The organism is Streptomyces sp. NPDC050703, from assembly GCF_040654435.1.
Classification (GTDB): Bacteria; Actinomycetota; Actinomycetes; order Streptomycetales; family Streptomycetaceae; genus Streptomyces.
Genome location: NZ_JBFAHX010000011.1, coordinates 108,013 through 123,409, shown reverse-complemented (window position 1 = coordinate 123,409; position 15,397 = coordinate 108,013). Strand labels below are relative to the sequence as shown.

The 15,397-nt window shown below is 75.1% G+C and carries 12 protein-coding genes; 5 read left to right on the top strand and 7 right to left on the bottom strand.

Annotated features, from left to right (window positions below; translation table 11 throughout):
* Positions 1–41: 41 nt before the first annotated feature.
* Positions 42–974 carry an NADP-dependent oxidoreductase gene (locus tag AB0I16_RS13545; RefSeq protein ID WP_363249511.1) on the top strand — a complete coding sequence of 311 codons (933 nt, stop codon included), beginning with the start codon at positions 42–44 and terminating at the stop codon, positions 972–974.
* Positions 975–1,017: 43 nt separating this feature from the next.
* Here the strand turns inward: AB0I16_RS13545 and AB0I16_RS13540 are convergent, their stop codons facing one another.
* The gene (locus AB0I16_RS13540) at positions 1,018–1,407 is read right to left on the bottom strand and encodes a (2Fe-2S) ferredoxin domain-containing protein (RefSeq protein ID WP_363249510.1); all 390 of its coding nucleotides are present in this window, start codon (positions 1,405–1,407) and stop codon (positions 1,018–1,020) included.
* Between the two features lie 52 nt (positions 1,408–1,459).
* A complete protein-coding gene (locus tag AB0I16_RS13535) occupies positions 1,460–2,803 on the bottom strand; it encodes a 6-phospho-beta-glucosidase (RefSeq protein WP_363249509.1) in 1,344 nt (447 codons plus the stop codon).
* A gap of 95 nt (positions 2,804–2,898) precedes the next feature.
* On the opposite strand from AB0I16_RS13535, the gene AB0I16_RS13530 reads away from it, so the two are divergent.
* Both AB0I16_RS13530 and AB0I16_RS13525 read left to right on the top strand, forming a co-directional pair.
* Positions 2,899–3,759 (top strand): hypothetical protein, encoded by an 861-nt coding sequence (locus tag AB0I16_RS13530; RefSeq protein ID WP_363249508.1) that lies wholly within the window; start codon positions 2,899–2,901, stop codon positions 3,757–3,759.
* 98 nt (positions 3,760–3,857) lie between these two features.
* Positions 3,858–5,153, top strand: a complete 1,296-nt coding sequence (locus AB0I16_RS13525) for an MFS transporter (RefSeq protein ID WP_363249507.1) — start codon at positions 3,858–3,860, stop codon at positions 5,151–5,153.
* 6 nt (positions 5,154–5,159) lie between these two features.
* Here AB0I16_RS13525 and AB0I16_RS13520 read toward each other — a convergent pair whose 3' ends face one another.
* The 5 genes from AB0I16_RS13520 to AB0I16_RS13500 all read right to left on the bottom strand — a co-directional run bounded on the left by AB0I16_RS13520 (position 5,160) and on the right by AB0I16_RS13500 (position 11,894).
* Complete coding sequence (locus AB0I16_RS13520; RefSeq protein ID WP_363249506.1) at positions 5,160–5,675, bottom strand: thioesterase family protein; 516 nt, start codon at positions 5,673–5,675, stop codon at positions 5,160–5,162.
* Positions 5,672–6,637: a 3-hydroxyacyl-CoA dehydrogenase NAD-binding domain-containing protein gene (locus tag AB0I16_RS13515; protein WP_363249505.1), complete on the bottom strand. Its 966-nt coding sequence runs from the start codon at positions 6,635–6,637 to the stop codon at positions 5,672–5,674. Before AB0I16_RS13515 ends, AB0I16_RS13520 begins: the two co-directional genes overlap by 4 nt.
* Before the next feature lie 41 nt (positions 6,638–6,678).
* The gene (locus AB0I16_RS13510; protein ID WP_363249504.1) at positions 6,679–7,572 is read right to left on the bottom strand and encodes a 3-keto-5-aminohexanoate cleavage protein; all 894 of its coding nucleotides are present in this window, start codon (positions 7,570–7,572) and stop codon (positions 6,679–6,681) included.
* Positions 7,573–7,642: 70 nt separating this feature from the next.
* A complete protein-coding gene (locus AB0I16_RS13505) occupies positions 7,643–8,488 on the bottom strand; it encodes a TetR/AcrR family transcriptional regulator (protein ID WP_363249503.1) in 846 nt (281 codons plus the stop codon).
* 115 nt (positions 8,489–8,603) lie between these two features.
* Entirely contained in the window at positions 8,604–11,894 is a 3,291-nt protein-coding gene (locus tag AB0I16_RS13500; RefSeq protein WP_363249502.1) for a BTAD domain-containing putative transcriptional regulator, read from the bottom strand.
* A gap of 143 nt (positions 11,895–12,037) precedes the next feature.
* Between AB0I16_RS13500 and AB0I16_RS13495 the strand changes: the two genes are divergently transcribed.
* Positions 12,038–14,602 carry an FtsX-like permease family protein gene (locus AB0I16_RS13495; protein WP_363249501.1) on the top strand — a complete coding sequence of 855 codons (2,565 nt, stop codon included), beginning with the start codon at positions 12,038–12,040 and terminating at the stop codon, positions 14,600–14,602.
* A gap of 26 nt (positions 14,603–14,628) precedes the next feature.
* The gene (locus AB0I16_RS13490) at positions 14,629–15,396 is read left to right on the top strand and encodes an ABC transporter ATP-binding protein (protein WP_363249500.1); all 768 of its coding nucleotides are present in this window, start codon (positions 14,629–14,631) and stop codon (positions 15,394–15,396) included.
* The last annotated feature ends 1 nt before the right edge of the window (position 15,397 follow it).

Sequence of the window (15,397 nt, the reverse complement as noted above, 5' to 3'; positions counted from 1 at the left end):
CAGTCGTCCGGTCCGGTCCGGACCGAGTGAGGGAGCCCGAGATGAACCAGGCGTACGCGTACGAGAAGCACGGCGGACCCGAGGTCGAGACCTTCCTCGACCTGCCCGTGCCGGAACCGGGTCCCGGTCAGCTGCTCGTCGCGGTGCGGGCGGCCGGCGTGAACCCGGTCGACTGGAAGCTGCGGGCGGGCAAGCGCAGGCCGGGGCAGGGGCCGCTGACGGGCCCCGAGGTCCTGGGCAGTGAGGTCGCCGGAGTGGTGGAGCGGGTCGGCGCCGGGGTGACGGGGTTCGCGCCGGGCGACGCCGTGTTCGGCAACCCGGTCGCCGGTGCGGGCGGATACGCCGAGTACACGCTGGTCCCCACGGAGACCGCCGCGCACAAGCCCGGGACCGTCCCCTTCACGGACGCGGCCGCGCTGCCGGTCGCGGCGGCCACCGCGTACGACGGGCTGCGCCAGCTCGCGCTGCCGGCCGGGGCGACGCTCCTGGTCACGGGCGTCGGCGGCGGTGTCGGCGTGGCCGCGGCACAGCTCGGCCACCACTTCGGGCTGCGGGTGGTGGGCACCGCGAGCGCCGCCAAGAAGGAGTTCGTGGAGTCGCTCGGCGCGGTCCATGTGGCGCGGGGGCCCCGGCTGGCCGAGCGGGTGCGCGAGGCGGCGCCCGGCGGCCGTGTCGACGCCGTCTTCGACCTGGTGGGCGGCGACGTCCTCGCGGAGGCGGCCGGGCTGCTCGCCGACCGCCGCGGGCGGCTGATCACGGCCGCCGCCAAGGACACGGTCGCGGAGCTGGGCGGCGCCCCGGTGGCGCGGGCCAGGAACGCGGCGGTCCTCGCCGAGGTGGCCCGGCTCGCCGAGACCGGCGCCCTGCGCCCGCACGTGACGGCGACGTACCCCCTGGACCGCGCGGACGAGGCGCTGCGCGCGGTGGAGGACGGCCACGCCCGCGGCAAGATCGTCATCGAGGTGACGGGCTGAGGGGAGGGGCCCCGCGCCCCGGCCCCGCCGCACCCCGGCCCCGCTAGACCTTCCGCGGGTCCACCATCTGGAGTTCCAGCGCGGGGGACGGCGCGGCGAGGCCGGGGCCGCCCGCCTCGGCCCAGGTGAGTATGCCGTCCAGCGACTCCTCGTCCGTGACGAAGCCGATCCAGGCCGCCCTGCCGCCCCTCCTGCGGCCCTCGTGGGACGGCTGGACGACGACGATGTTGGCCTGGCCGCACGGGCCGAGGCAGTCGCTCGTGCGGACCGTGAAGCGGCCGCGCGAGGCCGCCGCCGCCGAGCGCAGCCGCTCCAGCTGCCAGTCGTGGTCGATGCCGGGGTTCTTGCGGGCGTCGCCGCAGCAGCAGCCCCGGCACACGACGAGCGTGCAGGGGCGGCGGGCGGCGGCACCGATGGAGACGACGGGACTCATCCCGCGATCATCGCAGGCCGCGCCCGCGCCCGGCGGACCAGGTGCCCGCCCGTCAGCCGCGCAGATAGGCGAGCCCCGGGTGCGCCTCCCGGTACCCCTCGACCAGCCGGCGCGCCACCGCCACCGAGTCCACCAGGGGGTGCAGCGCGAACGCCTTGACGGCCGTGGCGCGCGACCCGCTGTCCGCCGCGGCGAGCACTTCCCGCTCGACCGCCTTGACCGAGCAGACCAGGCCCGTGGCGTGGCCCGGCAGAGGGCTCACCGCCATGGGGTGGGCGCCGTTGGCGTCGACCGAGCACGGGACCTCGATGACGGCGTCCGCGTCCAGGGCGGCGAGCGTGGTGCCGTTGCGCACGTTGAGGATCAGCGTGGCCCGCTCGTCGCGCGCGATGGCGCGCATCAGCGCGAGCGCGACCTTCTCGTAGCCGCCGGACTCCAGGTCCTCGTCGGCCCGCTCCCCCACGCCCGCCGCTTCCCTGTTCTCCGCCATGTACGTCGCCTCGCGCTCGGCGCGGGTGGCGTCCCACGTCTTCAGGGCGGGCGCTCCGGGGCGCCCCAACGCCTCGTAGAAGCGGGCCTGCTGGTCGCGGAGGAAGGCGCCGCGGGTCTGCTCGGCCGCGCGGTAGGCGGCGACGGCCTCGCGGTTGAAGTAGTAGTAGTGCAGGTATTCGTTGGGGATCGCGCCGAGTGAGCGGAGCCAGTCCGCGCCGAACAGCCTGCCCTCCTCGAAGGAGCCGAGGAGTGCCGGGTCGGCGAGCAGGCGCGGCAGTTCGTCCCGGCCCGCGATGCGCAGCCCGCGCAGCCAGCCGAGGTGGTTGAGCCCCACGTAGTCGATGAACGCCTCGTCGGGGTCGCCGCCGAGCACCCGCGCGACCCTGCGGCCGAGGCCGACCGGCGAGTCGCAGATGCCGATGACGCGGTTGCCGAGGTGCCGGGACATGGCCTCGGTGACGAGCCCCGCCGGGTTGGTGAAGTTGATGACCCAGGCGTCGGGCGCGAGGCGGGCGACGCGGCGCGCGATGTCGACCGCGACGGGCACGGTCCGCAGCCCGTACGCGATGCCGCCCGCACCCACCGTCTCCTGCCCGAGCACACCTTCGGCCAGGGCCACCCGCTCGTCGGCCGCGCGTCCCTCCAGGCCGCCGACGCGGATCGCGGAGAAGACGAAGTCGGCGCCGCTCAGGGCCGCGTCGAGGTCGGTGGTCGCGGTGACGACGGGTGCGTCCGCGACACCCGCGGCCTGCTCGGCGAGGACGCGGGCGACGGCGTCGAGCCGCCCCGCGTCCAGGTCGTGCAGGACGACTTCGGTGACGCGGCCCTCGGCGCGGTCGCGCAGGAGCGCCCCGTACACGAGCGGAACGCGGAACCCTCCTCCGCCCAGGATCGTGAGCTGCACGTCTGAACCGCCTTCCGTCGGACCGTTATCACCGGGGCCCACGTTACGTACGATGACGCGTCAGCGTCCCGACCCCCCACGGAGGTAGCGCCCCGATGACTCTCTGGAAGGCATCAACCGCCCTGTTCGGCGCCGTCGCGCTCGCGGTGGTGACGGGCGGCGGCGCGTCCGCCGCGCCCGCGTCCCCCGGCGGCTGGCAGGAGACCGGCACCGCGCGGGTCGGCTCACTCACCGGCGGCCAGGGCCTGGCGAGCAGAGCGGACGGCGGGCTCCTCTACAGAGGACTCGCCTCGATACCCCTGGACCTGCGCGTCAAGGGCTGGAACCACATAGGCGACCCGGACATCGCCGAGGGCCACACCTTCGACGCCTACCAGGCCGGTGACGACGCGAAGTCGAAGATGTACGCCGTCACCACGCCCGGCGGCGAGCGCCACCTCTACGAGCACCCGCTCGACCCGGGCGAGAAGCTGAACAACTCCTTCGCGGCCGTCTCCCCCGACTCCCAGTGGCTGGTCTCCGGGGAGTGGGGCGACCAGAACCGCCTCCAGGTCTTCCCCGCGCCGCTGCTCAACCCCTCGACCCCGCCCACCGGCGGCACCCTCGCCCAGGCCGGGCAGATCTCGCTCGACAAGCCGGTACGGGACATCCAGGGCTGCGACTTCGCCTCGGCGACGCGGCTGGTGTGCGCGTCCAACGACGCCTCGAAGCAGCTCTTCCCCGAGGACAGGCCCGTCCTCCAGGTCGACCTGGACCGCCCGCTGGACGGCAGCCCCGTGACCGGCCGCGTCTCCAGCCTCTTCGCCTCGCCGCAGCGCAGCGTCTGCTCCGGGTCCTTCGAGACGGAGGGCGTGGACTACGACTCGACGCGCCGGACCCTGCGCGTGGAAGTGGTACCGCCCGCACCCTGCCTGGTGACGACGACGGTCTACTCGTACAAGCCGACGACGGGCTGAGCGCCGGGCGGTCCGCCCGAGGGACGGTCCGCCCGAGGGACGGTCCGCCTGACGGACGGTACGTGTGGGGCGCCGCGGATGCGGGGAAGGTCGTGATCATGACACAGCACGACCAGCAGGTGACCACCGCCGGCCCCGCCCCGCGGCGCCCCGTCAGGCAGCTCCTCGCCGCCTCGGTCGGCAACGCCGTGGAGTGGTACGACTGGTACGCGTACACCTTCCTCGCCACGTACATCGCCGGTCAGGTCTTCCCCGAGGGCTCGGGCAACTCCCTGGTGCCGCTGCTCTCCACCTTCGCGGTCTTCGCGGTCGGCTTCTTCATGCGGCCCGTCGGCGGCCTGCTCATGGGCGCGGTCGCCGACCGGCGCGGCAGGCGGGCCGCGCTGACCGTCACCATCCTCCTGATGGGCGGCAGCAGCCTGCTGGTCGGCCTGACGCCGACGTACGCCTCCGCGGGCGTGCTCGCGCCGGTGGTCCTCGTCCTCGCGCGGCTGCTGCAAGGGCTCTCCGTGGGCGGCGAGTTCGCCGCGTCGACGACGTTCCTCGTGGAGTCCGCGGGCCCCGGCAGGCGCGGCCTCTTCTCCAGCTTCCAGTACGTCTCCACCACCGCGGGGCAGCTCGCCGCCTCCGGCGTCGCCGCCCTCCTCGTCGCCACGCTCTCCGAGGGGCAGATGGACGGCTGGGGCTGGCGGCTGCCGTTCGTCGTCGGCGCGCTGCTCAGCCTGGTCGGCTTCTGGATTCGGCGGGGCGCCCACGAGACGTACCGGGGGCCCGCCGACGAGGCCGAGCGGCCGAGGCTGTTCGACGCGCTGCGGCACCATCCGCGCCAGTCGCTGCTGATCTGCGGCATCACCGCGGGCGGCACCCTCGCGTACTACACGTGGACGTCGTACCTGCCGACGTACGCCGAGCTGAACACCGGCATCAGCAAGAGCCAGGCGCTGCTGGCCGGCACCCTGTCGCTCGCGTTCTTCGCCCTGCTGCAGCCGGTCGGCGGGCTGCTCTCCGACCGGTTCGGGCGGCGTCCGCCGCTGCTGTTCTTCGGCGTCGGCTTCGCGGTCCTGAGCGTGCCGCTGCTCTCGCTCCTGAACGGGTCGTTCGCCTCGCTGCTGCTGGTGCAGTGCGCGGGGATGGTGCTGCTCACCGGCTTCACGTCGATCTCGGCCGCGGTGAACGCCGAGGTCTTCCCCGCGCGGGTACGGGCCGCCGGGATCGGCTTCCCCTACTCGCTCACCGTGGCGCTGTTCGGCGGCACGGCCCCGTACGTGGGGACCCTGTTCAAGGAGATCGGTTCTCCGGGGTTGTTCCCCTGGTACGTGGCCGTGCTCTGCGTGGTGTCCTCCGCGGTGTATCTGCGGTTGCCGGAGACCGCGCACAAGGAGCTGGAACGCTGATGCCGCTCAGGCGGCCTTCGGCACCTCGGCGATCGAGCGGCCCGCCCACTCCGGCGCCGGTTCCGCGAGGGCCGTCAGGCGCTCGCGGACCTCGTCGGGGAACGGGACCGCGCGGCCCGCGTTCCGGTCGACGTGGAGGGCGAGCAGCTCCGTGGTCGCCACGGGGGCGGCGTCCGGAGCGGGTTCGGCACCGGCCTCCTCCACCACGTACATCTCGTGCGTGAAGCGCGCCTTCTTCGCGTCCGCGCCCAGGACGCGGGTGCGGACGGCGAGGTGCGTGCCCTCGGGGACGTCGCTGAGGTACCGGATGTGCGCCTCGACCGTGTAGAGCGAGCAGCCCGTGGTGTCGCGGTAGCCCGCGTGCAGGCCGGCCCCGATCATCATGGCGTCGGTCGCGTAGCCGAAGACGAGGACGTAGAAGGCCTCGCTCATGTGGCCGTTGTAGTCGATCCACTCGGCGCGGACGTCGCGGTGGAGCAGCGGCAGCGGCCGGGCCGTGCGGTGGGGCTCGGGGTGGCTCACTTCGCCTCCCCGCGCTGGTGCGGCAGCCGGCCCGTGGCGCGCAGGACGTCGATGACTCCCTGGTCGCGCTCGGCGACCAGCTCCGCGATGGTGCGTCCCGCCGCCTCCTCGTCGCAGCCCGCGACCACGGCGTCGTACAGCCTCTTGTCGAGTTCGGGCGCCTCCAGCCGCGTCCAGGGGGACTTCAGGGACGGGCCGAAGTGGTCGAGCATGTGCGCCATGCCGCCCTCGCCGCCCGCGAGCGCGAAGGTGAGCATGGGGCCCATGAACGCCCAGCGCAGGCCGGGGCCCTCGGTGATCGAGTCGTCGATCTCCTGGACGGTGGCCTCGCCGTTGGCGACCATGTGCAGCGCCTCGCGCCACAGGGCCTCCTGGAGCCGGTTGGCGATGAAGCCGGGCACCTCGCTCTTCATGGTGATCACGGACTTGCCCGCGACCTCGTAGAAGCGGGACGCCCACGCGACGGCTGCGGCGTCGGTCCGCTCGCCGCCGACGACTTCGACGAGCGGGATGAGGTAGGGCGGGTTGAAGGGGTGGCCGACGACGAGGCGCCCGGGGGTGGCCGCCCCGGTCTGCATGTCGGTCATCGGGTAGCCGGAGGTGGAGGAGGCGATGACGGCCCCGGCCGGGGTGGCGGCGTCCAGCTTCGCGAGCAGGTCGCGCTTGAGCTCCAGCTTCTCGGGGGCGCTCTCCTGCACGAACTCGGCGTCGGCGACGGCCTCTTCGAGGGTGGCGGTGACCGTGAGGCGGTCCCGCGAGGCGCCTTCGGCCAGGCCGAGCCGGGTGAGCGCGGGCCAGGCGGCCTCGACGAGCCGGCGAAGCCGCGGGCCCGCGTCGGGCGCGGGGTCCCAGGCGGTGACGTCGTAGCCGCGCGCCAGGAAGTGCGCGACCCAGCCGCCGCCGATGACTCCGGCGCCGACGCAGGCGACGCGGCGTACGTTCTCGGGAGGGGTGGTGGTCATGGTGGTGGGGCTTCCTTTCGTGGCCTGGCGGGGTGCGGGCGCTACACGCGCGGCTTGAGCCCGAGCTTCTGGCGGGCCTCGTCCGCCGTGGCCACGCGGGAACCGAGGTTCTCCGTGATCCGCACGGCACGCTCGACGAGCTGCGCGTTGGTGGCCTTGTTGCCCTTGCCGAGGTAGAGGTTGTCCTCAAGGCCCACCCGGACCTGGCCGCCGAGCAGGATGGACTGGGCGACCCACGGCATCTGCATGCGGCCGAGCGCGAAGCTGGCCCACTGGGCGCCCTCGGGAAGCATGTTGACCATGGACTGCAGGACACCGGGGTCGGCCGGCGCGCCCCACGGCACGCCCATGCAGAGCTGGAAGACGGTGGGGTCGTCGAGCAGTCCCTCGGCGAGGAGCTGCTTGGCGAACCAGAGCTGTCCGGTGTCGAAGATCTCCAGCTCGGGCCGGACGCCCAGCTCCTGGATGCGCCTGGCGCCCTGACGGAGCATGTCGGGGGTGGAGACGTAGAGGTTGCTGCCGTCCCCGAAGTTGAGCGAGCCGCAGTCCAGCGTGCAGATGTCCGGCAGCAGGTCCTCGACGTGCGGGAGCCGGTCGAGCCCGCTGACGAGGTCCGTGCCCGGCAGGTGCCTGAGCGGTTCGTCCGGGTCGATGACGAGGTCGCCGCCCATGCCCGCCGTCAGGTTGATGACGACGTCGGTGCCGGTCTCCTTGATGCGCTCGACGACCTCGCGGTACAGCCGCGGGTCGCGGGACGGGGCGCCGCTCTCGGGGTCGCGGACGTGGATGTGCACGACGGCGGCGCCCGCCTCCGCGGCCTCCACGGCGGAGGTGGCTATCTGCTCGGGCGTGACGGGGACGTGCGGGCTCTTGCGGACGGTGTCACCGGCACCGGTCAGGGCGCAGGTGATGATCACGTTGTCGTTCACGGGCATGCGGAACTCTCCCTCGGGGGTGGGCGGGGGCGGGGTGTTGCGGGGGAATGGGACGCGGTCGTACGGGAGGTCAGTGCGCGGTGAGCGTGGCGTCGACGTAGGCGGTGAGCGCCTCGTGCATGGCGTCGGGTCCCGTGCCCGGCGCGTCGGGTCCCGAGGCCAGGACCTGGGTGGCGAGGCCGTCGATGAGGGCGGTCAGGCGCAGCGCCGCCGCCTCGGGGTCGGCCGGGCGGAAGACGCCGTCGGCGATGCCGCGCCGCAGGACGTCGGCGACGGTGGCGCGCCACTGCCGGTAGTAGTCGGCGTGCAGCCGGCCCACGGCGGTGGAGCGGGCGGCCTCCGCCCAGAGGTCCAGCCAGACGCTCCACTGCCAGCGCTGCTGGGGGGTGCGCGGGATCTGCAGCGCGATGAGCTGGCGCAGCTCGTCGGCGGTGTCGGCGGCGGACGCGACGCGGGCGGCGCGGCGCGCGGTGTCCTCGTCCATGCACCAGCGCACCGCGGCTTCGAGGAGGTCGTCGCGGCCGGGGAAGTGGTAGTGGATGGCGGCGGTACTGGTGGCGCATGCCTCGGCGATGTCCTGCACGCGTACGGCGTGGAAGCCGCGCTCGGCGATGAGCCGCACCGTCTCGCGCACGATCTGCAGGGGCCTGCCGCCCTCCGTGGCGCCTCCCGCGCGCTGCCGCCTGGCCGGGGGCGCGGCGGCCGGCGCGCCGATGAGCCAGCCCGCGTCGACCCCGCCGATGGCGGCGATACGGGACAGCTCGGCCGCGGTGAAGCGGCGGGTGCCGCCCAGGGAGCGGGACAGCTTGGAGGGGTCCATGACGATGCGGCGCGCGAACTCCCGCTGGCTCACGCCGGCGTCCGCGATCACCTTGCGCACCCGCTCGGGGACGGCGTCCCCCTGCTCTGACTGCATGGTGCGCCACCGTACAGGCCCGTTGCGGTGAGCACAACACAACGGCACATGCATGCGCACAAGAGTCGGGATTGAACAGCAGTTATCGCCCAGTGTTGCGATACTGACTGATGCCTCAGTCAGTGAGGCGGGCGATGAGCGGGGAGGCGGGGGCGACCGTCACCGCGCGGGCCGCCGTCGGGACCGCGAGGTGGAAGGGGCACTCCGTGCCGCGGGGCGGCGGGGCGTCGCGCAGCACCTCGCCGAGGCGGACGCGCAGCTCCCTGGCCGCGTCCGGGTCGTCCTGCGGGAGCCCGGCGAGCCCGCGCAGCGGCAGGATCTCCGCGTACGCGCGGCCCGAGAGCCTCGCGGCGCGCAGCGCGTGCGACCAGCGGATGCGGGCGAGCACCGGATCGCCGCGCTCGGCCGCGATCCGTCCGAGCAGGGCGAGTTCATGGGCGACGCACTCGGGGCGGCGCCCCTCCTGGTAGGCGGAGACGGCCGTCAGGTGCAGCCGCTCGGCGTCGTCGAGGTCGCCTTGCGCGCCCGCGACGAGGGCCCGCAGCGTCGCCGCCTTGGCCCGGAGGTAGGCCTCGCCCGTCTCCTCGGCGTACGCCTCCATGCCCTGGGCGAAGGACTCCGCCGCCGCCGTGTCCCGGTCGCCCGCCGCCGCGTAGCCGAGCAGGGCCTTGACCCAGGCGGCCTCGTGCTCGGAGCCGATGAGCAACAGTTCCTGGTGGGCGTCCCGCCAGGACCGCAGGGCGGCGTCGCGGCGGCCCAGGCGCTCCTCCGCCATGCCCGTCATGATCCGCGCGGTGGCCGCCGAGTGCGGGTCGACGCCGGTCAGGAGTTCCCTGGCGGTGACGGCGGCGGTCAGCGCGGGCTCCGCGCGGTCCTCGGCGACGAGGAGTTCGCTGTGGAAGAGCTGCCAGATGCCGGTCTCCCAGCCGTGCCGGTAGGGGTCGAGGGCGGCTTCGGTGCGGTCGGCCACCGCGCGGGCCTCGGCCAGCCGCTCCTGGCGCACGTGCACGGTCAGGGCGAGGGCGCCCACGAACGCCACCACGGCCGCCTCCCCCGCCGCCTCGGCCTCCTCGGCCGCACGGCGCAGCAGCTCCTCGTCGCCGCTGTCCTGGCGGATGTTGACCCCGAGCCAGCCGCACCAGGCGAGGGTCTCGGCGTACCAGGGGGTCCGCGGCCCCGTGGTCTCCAGGGCGCGGGCGAGCCGTTCCCTGCCCTCGGCCTGGCGGCCCGCGGCGGTCCAGTACAGGGCGAGCCGGGTGGCGATGCGGGAGGCGAGCAGGGCGTCGGCGGTGCGGCCGTCGCGGGGCGCGACGCCGCCGCCCGGGGGCCCCGCCGCCCGTGGGCCGTCGGGGCCGGCGGTGTCCCCGGCGGCGGCCGTCACGGCCTCGTGGGCCCCCGTCGCCCTTCCCGCCGCTTCCGCCCCCTGGAGCCAGTCCAGGCAGGCGGTGACCTCCGGGGTGGCCGCGCCCATCTCCGTGCAGGCCTCGCGGAAGCCGCCGGTGCGCATGCGGTGCGCGGTGCGTTCGGCGAGGGCGGCGACCCACTCGGCGTGCCGGCGCAGGATCGTGTGTTCCTCGCCGTGCTCGGCGAGGGCTTCGCGGCCGTACTGGCGTACGGAGACCAGCATCCGGTAGGTGGGCCGGTCCGCCGACGGCGTGAAGACCAGCAGGGACTTGCCCGCGAGGGAGGCGAGCGTCGCGGACGCGCCGGGGCCCGCGACCGCCTCCGCCGCCTCGGCGGTGAAGCCGGTGGCGAAGACGGACACCGCCCGCAGGACGGCCCGCTCGTCGGGGGTGAGGAGCCGATAGCTCCAGTCGACGGCCGCGCGGAGCGTGGTGTGGCGGGCGTCGGCCGACCACAGGCGGGTGTCGAGGGAGCCGCGCCGGGCGCGGAGCTGGCCCGCGATGGCGCCGATCGGCGCGGTCGCCGCCTTGGCCGCGACGAGTTCGATGCCGAGCGGCAGGTGGTCGACGGCCGCGCAGACCTCGCCGATCTCGTGGTCGAGCGCGGCGTCGGCGGCCCCGGGCGAGAGCCGGTGCAGCCGGGTGCGGAACAGCCGGGTGGCGTCGCCGTGGCTCATCGGGCGCAGGGCGTACGGGGTCTCCCCCGCGACGCCCAGGCACTCCCTGCTGGTCGCGAGGACGCGCAGCCGGGGGCAGTCGGCGAGGAGTTCGGCGGCCACTTCGCCCGCGTCGGCGAGGACGTGCTCGCAGTTGTCGAGCACCAGCAGGGGCCGGCCCGCGCGCTCGACGGCGGCGCGCACCCGGCGGCGGGCGGCGCGCGGTCCGATGCCCCCCGCGGCGATCCCCATGGCGTCGGCGACCGCCGCCGTCACGCCGCCCGGGGCGCAGGGCACCAGGTCGACGCGCCACACCTCCGCGCCCGCCCGCTCCTCGCGCGCCGCCACGGCGAGGGCGAGCCGCGTCTTGCCGAGCCCCGCCGCCCCCACGACCGTCACGAGACCGGGCGCCGCCAGGCGGGCGGGCAGCTCCCGCAGTTCCGCGCCGCGGCCGATGAAGTGCTCCTCGGACTCCGGCGCGGCCCCGGCCCCGGCCCCTGCCCCGGCCTCCGGCAGCGTCGCGGGCGCGGACGGCCGCGGCGCCCTCGGCCTCGGCGCGGCCACCGCTCCCGGCGTGGCGCGGGCGGACGCGGAGCCGAGGACCTCGCGTTGCGCGGCCCGCAGTTCGGGGCCCGGCTCGATGCCGAGCCGCTCGCGGAGGTCGGCGCGCGCGACCCGGTAGACCTCAAGGGCCTCGGCCTGGCGGCCACCGGCGTGCAGGGCCCTGATGAGCAGGGCGCGCACCCGCTCCCTGTCGGGTTCCTCGTGGACCGCGGCGCGCAGCTCCTCGACGAGGGCGGGCGGATCGGTCTCGGCGCCGGGCAGGCCCCCGTGCGCGACGACGTCGAGTTCGGCCTCGGCCCGCTGTTCCAGCGCGGTCAGGCGCAGCGCGTCGAGCCTGGCCCGCTCCTGCTGGACGAAGGGCAGCGGGGGCAGCCCGGCGAGCGGCGGCCCCGGGTGCCTGCGCAGCAGCTCGCGCAGGGCGGCGGCCCGCCGCTCGGGCCCGCCGCCGCCGCGCGCGGCGGCCAGCTCCGCCTCGAAGCGCCGTACGTCGAAGGTGTGCCCCGTCAGGTCGAGGCGGTAGCCGGCGGGCCCGGTGACGATGAGGCCGGGGGCGTGCGGGTGCAGGGCGCGGCGCAGTTTGGCGACGGCGGTGTGCAGGGCCGCCGTGGGGTCCTTGGCGCGCGCCCCGGTCCACAGTTCGGCGAGGATGCGTCCACCGCCGACGGCGGACGGTGCGTACAGCAACAGCAGTGCCAGGAGCGCCCGTTGAAGCGCTCCCGGGATCGGCACGAGCCGCCCGGAGTCGTCGCGCACCACCAGCTCACCCAGTAACTCGAACTCCATGGCCGCCATCGGATCACGCCGTGCGGTGGGGTGCCACCGGTTCTTTGGACAGCGTTGTCCGCCGTATGCGCTGCGGGGACATCGGGCGGACAGGTTTTGGACAGGGCCGCACGTGATCCTTGTCGCGTGATGAGGAGGCCTTCGTGCTGAGGCTGGCGTTTCAGACCCTGCGCACGCGACGTGCGCTCTTCGCGGGTTCGCTCGCCGCGGTCACGCTCGCCCTCGTCCTGCTGACGGCGGCGGGCGTGCTGCTGGAGTCCGCGCTGCGCGGCGAAGGTGAGGCGAACCGCTTCGACGGCGCGTCGCTGGTGGTGACCGGCGACCGCGACGAGGGCCTGGACGGCAGGGCCCACTCCCCCGGCTTCGGTGACGTGGAGGCCCCCCTGGTGCCCCGGCCGCCGCTGCCCGGTTCGCTCAGGGAGCGCGTCGAGCGGGTCGACGGTGTCCGCGACGCCGTGTCGGACCTGGCCTTCTCCGCTCAGCTCAGGGGCGGGGACGGGCGGCTCGTGCGGCCGGCCCTCGGGGAGCGTTCGCTCGGCCACGGCTGGGACAGCGCGCGGCTGACGCCCTTCCGGCTGCGGGAGGGCACACCCCCGAAGGGTCCGGAGGACGTGGTGGTCGACGCCGCGGCGGCGGCGCGTGGCCGGATTCATGTCGGGGACCGCGTGCGGGTGTACACGAGCGCGGAGGGGAGCGGCTCGTACCGGGTGAGCGGTGTCGCGGCGCCGCCGCGGGCGGGCCTGACCAAGGACCAGGTGGCGCTCTTCTTCGACGCGGCGACCGCCGGGCGCCTCGCGCCGCCGGGCGGTGACGTGCACGCCATCGCCGTGACCACCGACGCCGGGGCGGACCCGGAGGCGGTGGCTTCCCGGGTGCGGGACGCGCTCGGCGACGGGCCGGGCGTGCGGGTGCTGACCGACACGGCGCGGGCCGAGATCTCCGCGAGTGACGTGCTCTTCCTCGACACGCTGGTGTTCGTGGTGAGCATGGGCTCCCTCGCGGTCTTCGTGGCGCTGTTCGTCATGGCGAGCGGTTTCGCCTTCGCGGTGCTGCAGCGGCACCGCGAGATCGCGCTGCTCCGGGTGATCGGCGCGACGCCCCGCCAGGTCAAGCGGATGCTGGGCTGGGAGACGCTCTGCGTGGCGGTGGCCGGGGCGGCCGTCGCGGTGCCGCTCGGCGCGGTCGCCGCCGGGCCGCTGGCCCGCGGCCTGGTGGATCTCGGCATCGCGCCCGAGGAGCTGGAGGTGCGGGTGTCGTGGCCGCCGCTGGCCGGGGCGGCGGCGGTCGGTGTGCTGATCACGCGGCTCGCGGTGGTGGCCGCCGCGCGGCGGGCGGCCCGGGTGCGGCCGGAGGAGGCGCTGCGCGAGGCCGAACTCGCCGACCGGGGGCTGCCGTTGTCCCGCGTCCTGACGGGGCTGGCGTTCCTGCTGTTCACCGGGTGCTTCCTGTTCTTCGGCATCGCGATGGGCGGGGTGCAGGGCGCGGGGCTCGCGTTCGGCGGGGTGCTGACGCTGCTGATCGCGGCGGCCGTGCTCGGGCCCCTCCTCGTACGGCCGCTGGTGCCGCTCGCGGGCACCTTGCTGCGGCTGCTGTTCCGGCGCACGGGCCGGCTCGCGCTCGCCAACAGCGCGGCGGGGCCGCGCCGGGTCGCCGCCGCCGCCGTGCCGCTGATCCTCATGATCGGCTTTCCGGTGTCGGCGCTGTTCATGCAGACCTCGCAGCAGTCGACGGCCGAGGAGTGGGCGGCCGAGCGGCTGGTGGCCGACGACGTCCTCGTCCCGCACGACGCGACGGGGCTGCCGCCCGCGGTGGCCGAGGACGCCGCCCGGCTGCCCGGGGTGGCCGAGGTGTCGGCGACCAGCAGCGCCTGGGTGCGGATCGAGGTCCGCACCGACGAGGCGGAGAGCGTCAACGCCCGTGCCCTGGCCGCCGATCCGAAGCTGCCGGACGTCCTCGACCTGCATGTGCGCGAGGGCGGCCTGAAGGGACTGGTGGCGGGGACCGCCGTCGCGGTGAGCCAGGAGCAGGCCAAGGAGTACGGCTGGCGCGTCGGCGACCGGGTGCGGATGCGTCTGCCGGACGGCACCCGGACCGAGTTGCTGGTCGGCGCGCGCTACGACCGCTCCCTCGGCTTCGCCGACCTGATCGTGCCCAGCCGGGTGCTGCGCGCCCACACCCCCGACCCGCTGCTCGACGCCGTGTACGTCAAGCGGGCGTCCGGCGCCGAGGGGCGGGCGGTCGGCGAGGAGCTGGCCGGACTCACCCGCGACTGGCCGATGGCGCGCGGTGCCGACCGTGACGCGGTGCGGGCCGCGGGCGCCGAGGACGCGGCGTCCCAGACCTGGCCCGCGTACGTCTTCAGCGCGCTGATCGCGGTGTTCACCGCGCTCGCCCTGGCCAACACCCTGGTGATGGCGACCCTGGTGCGCGGCGGCGAGTTCGCGGTGCTGCGGCTCGCGGGCGCCACGCGCAGGGACGTGCTCACGCTGGTCGCCGGGGAGAGCGCGGTGGTGGCGGTCTGCGGGCTGCTGCTCGGCGGTGGCGTCGCCGCCGTCGTGCTCGCCGCCACCAGCGTGGCGCTGAGCGGCGGCGTCGACCTCGCGGGGCCCGCGCCGTTCCTCGTCGGCGCCGGTGCCGGCGCCGTCCTGCTGACCCTGCTCGCCGCGCTGATACCGGCCGCGCGGCTGCTCCGTGACCGAACCCCGTGAACGTACCCACTCCGGAGGACATCCCCATGACCCTGCCCGATCAGGAGGCACGACGGTCCGCGCCGCTCACGCGCTCCGCCCTGCGCCTGAACCAAGTGACCCGGTCCTACGGCCACGGGAACGGCACCGTGCACGCGCTGCGCGCGGTCTCCGTCTCCCTGCCCGCCGGGTCCTTCACCTCCGTGATGGGCCCTTCCGGTTCCGGCAAGAGCACCCTGCTGCGGTGTGCGGCCGGGCTCGACAGGCCCACCTCAGGACAGGTGTTCCTCGGGGACACCGACATCAGCGGGATGCGGGAGCGGAAGCTGACGATCCTGCGCAGGGAGCGGATCGGGTTCGTCTTCCAGTCGTTCAACCTGGTGCCCTCGCTGACCGCGCGGGAGAACATCCTGCTGCCGTTCCGGCTCGCCGGGCGGCGCCCCGACCGCGACTGGATGCGGGACGTGATCGCGCGGACCGGGCTCACCGACCGGTTGCGGCACCGGCCCGCCGAACTCTCCGGCGGGCAGCAGCAGCGTGTCGCGGTGGCGCGCGCCCTGGTCACCAGGCCCGAGGTGATCTTCGCGGACGAGCCGACCGGCGCCCTCGACCTGAGTTCCGGGCAGGAGGTGCTCAAGCTGCTGCGCGAGGTCGTCGACACCACCGGCCAGACGCTGGTGATGGTCACGCACGACCCGCAGGCCGCGTCCTACGCCGACCAGGTCCTCTTCCTCGCCGACGGCACGATCGTCGACGCCATGGACCGGCCGAGCGCGCAGCGCGTCTCCGAGCGCATGTCGCGGCTGGGGTCCTGAG

Bases quoted from the DNA above. Each gene is read 5' to 3' on its own strand.
- AB0I16_RS13545 (WP_363249511.1), top strand. From the start codon at position 42: ATGAACCAGGCGTACGCGTACGAGAAGCACGGCGGACCCGAGGTCGAG.
- AB0I16_RS13540 (WP_363249510.1), bottom strand. From the start codon at position 1,407: ATGAGTCCCGTCGTCTCCATCGGTGCCGCCGCCCGCCGCCCCTGCACG.
- AB0I16_RS13530 (WP_363249508.1), top strand. From the start codon at position 2,899: ATGACTCTCTGGAAGGCATCAACCGCCCTGTTCGGCGCCGTCGCGCTC.
- AB0I16_RS13525 (WP_363249507.1), top strand. From the start codon at position 3,858: ATGACACAGCACGACCAGCAGGTGACCACCGCCGGCCCCGCCCCGCGG.
- AB0I16_RS13515 (WP_363249505.1), bottom strand. From the start codon at position 6,637: ATGACCACCACCCCTCCCGAGAACGTACGCCGCGTCGCCTGCGTCGGC.
- AB0I16_RS13510 (WP_363249504.1), bottom strand. From the start codon at position 7,572: ATGCCCGTGAACGACAACGTGATCATCACCTGCGCCCTGACCGGTGCC.
- AB0I16_RS13505 (WP_363249503.1), bottom strand. From the start codon at position 8,488: ATGCAGTCAGAGCAGGGGGACGCCGTCCCCGAGCGGGTGCGCAAGGTG.
- AB0I16_RS13500 (WP_363249502.1), bottom strand. From the start codon at position 11,894: ATGGAGTTCGAGTTACTGGGTGAGCTGGTGGTGCGCGACGACTCCGGG.
- AB0I16_RS13490 (WP_363249500.1), top strand. From the start codon at position 14,629: ATGACCCTGCCCGATCAGGAGGCACGACGGTCCGCGCCGCTCACGCGC.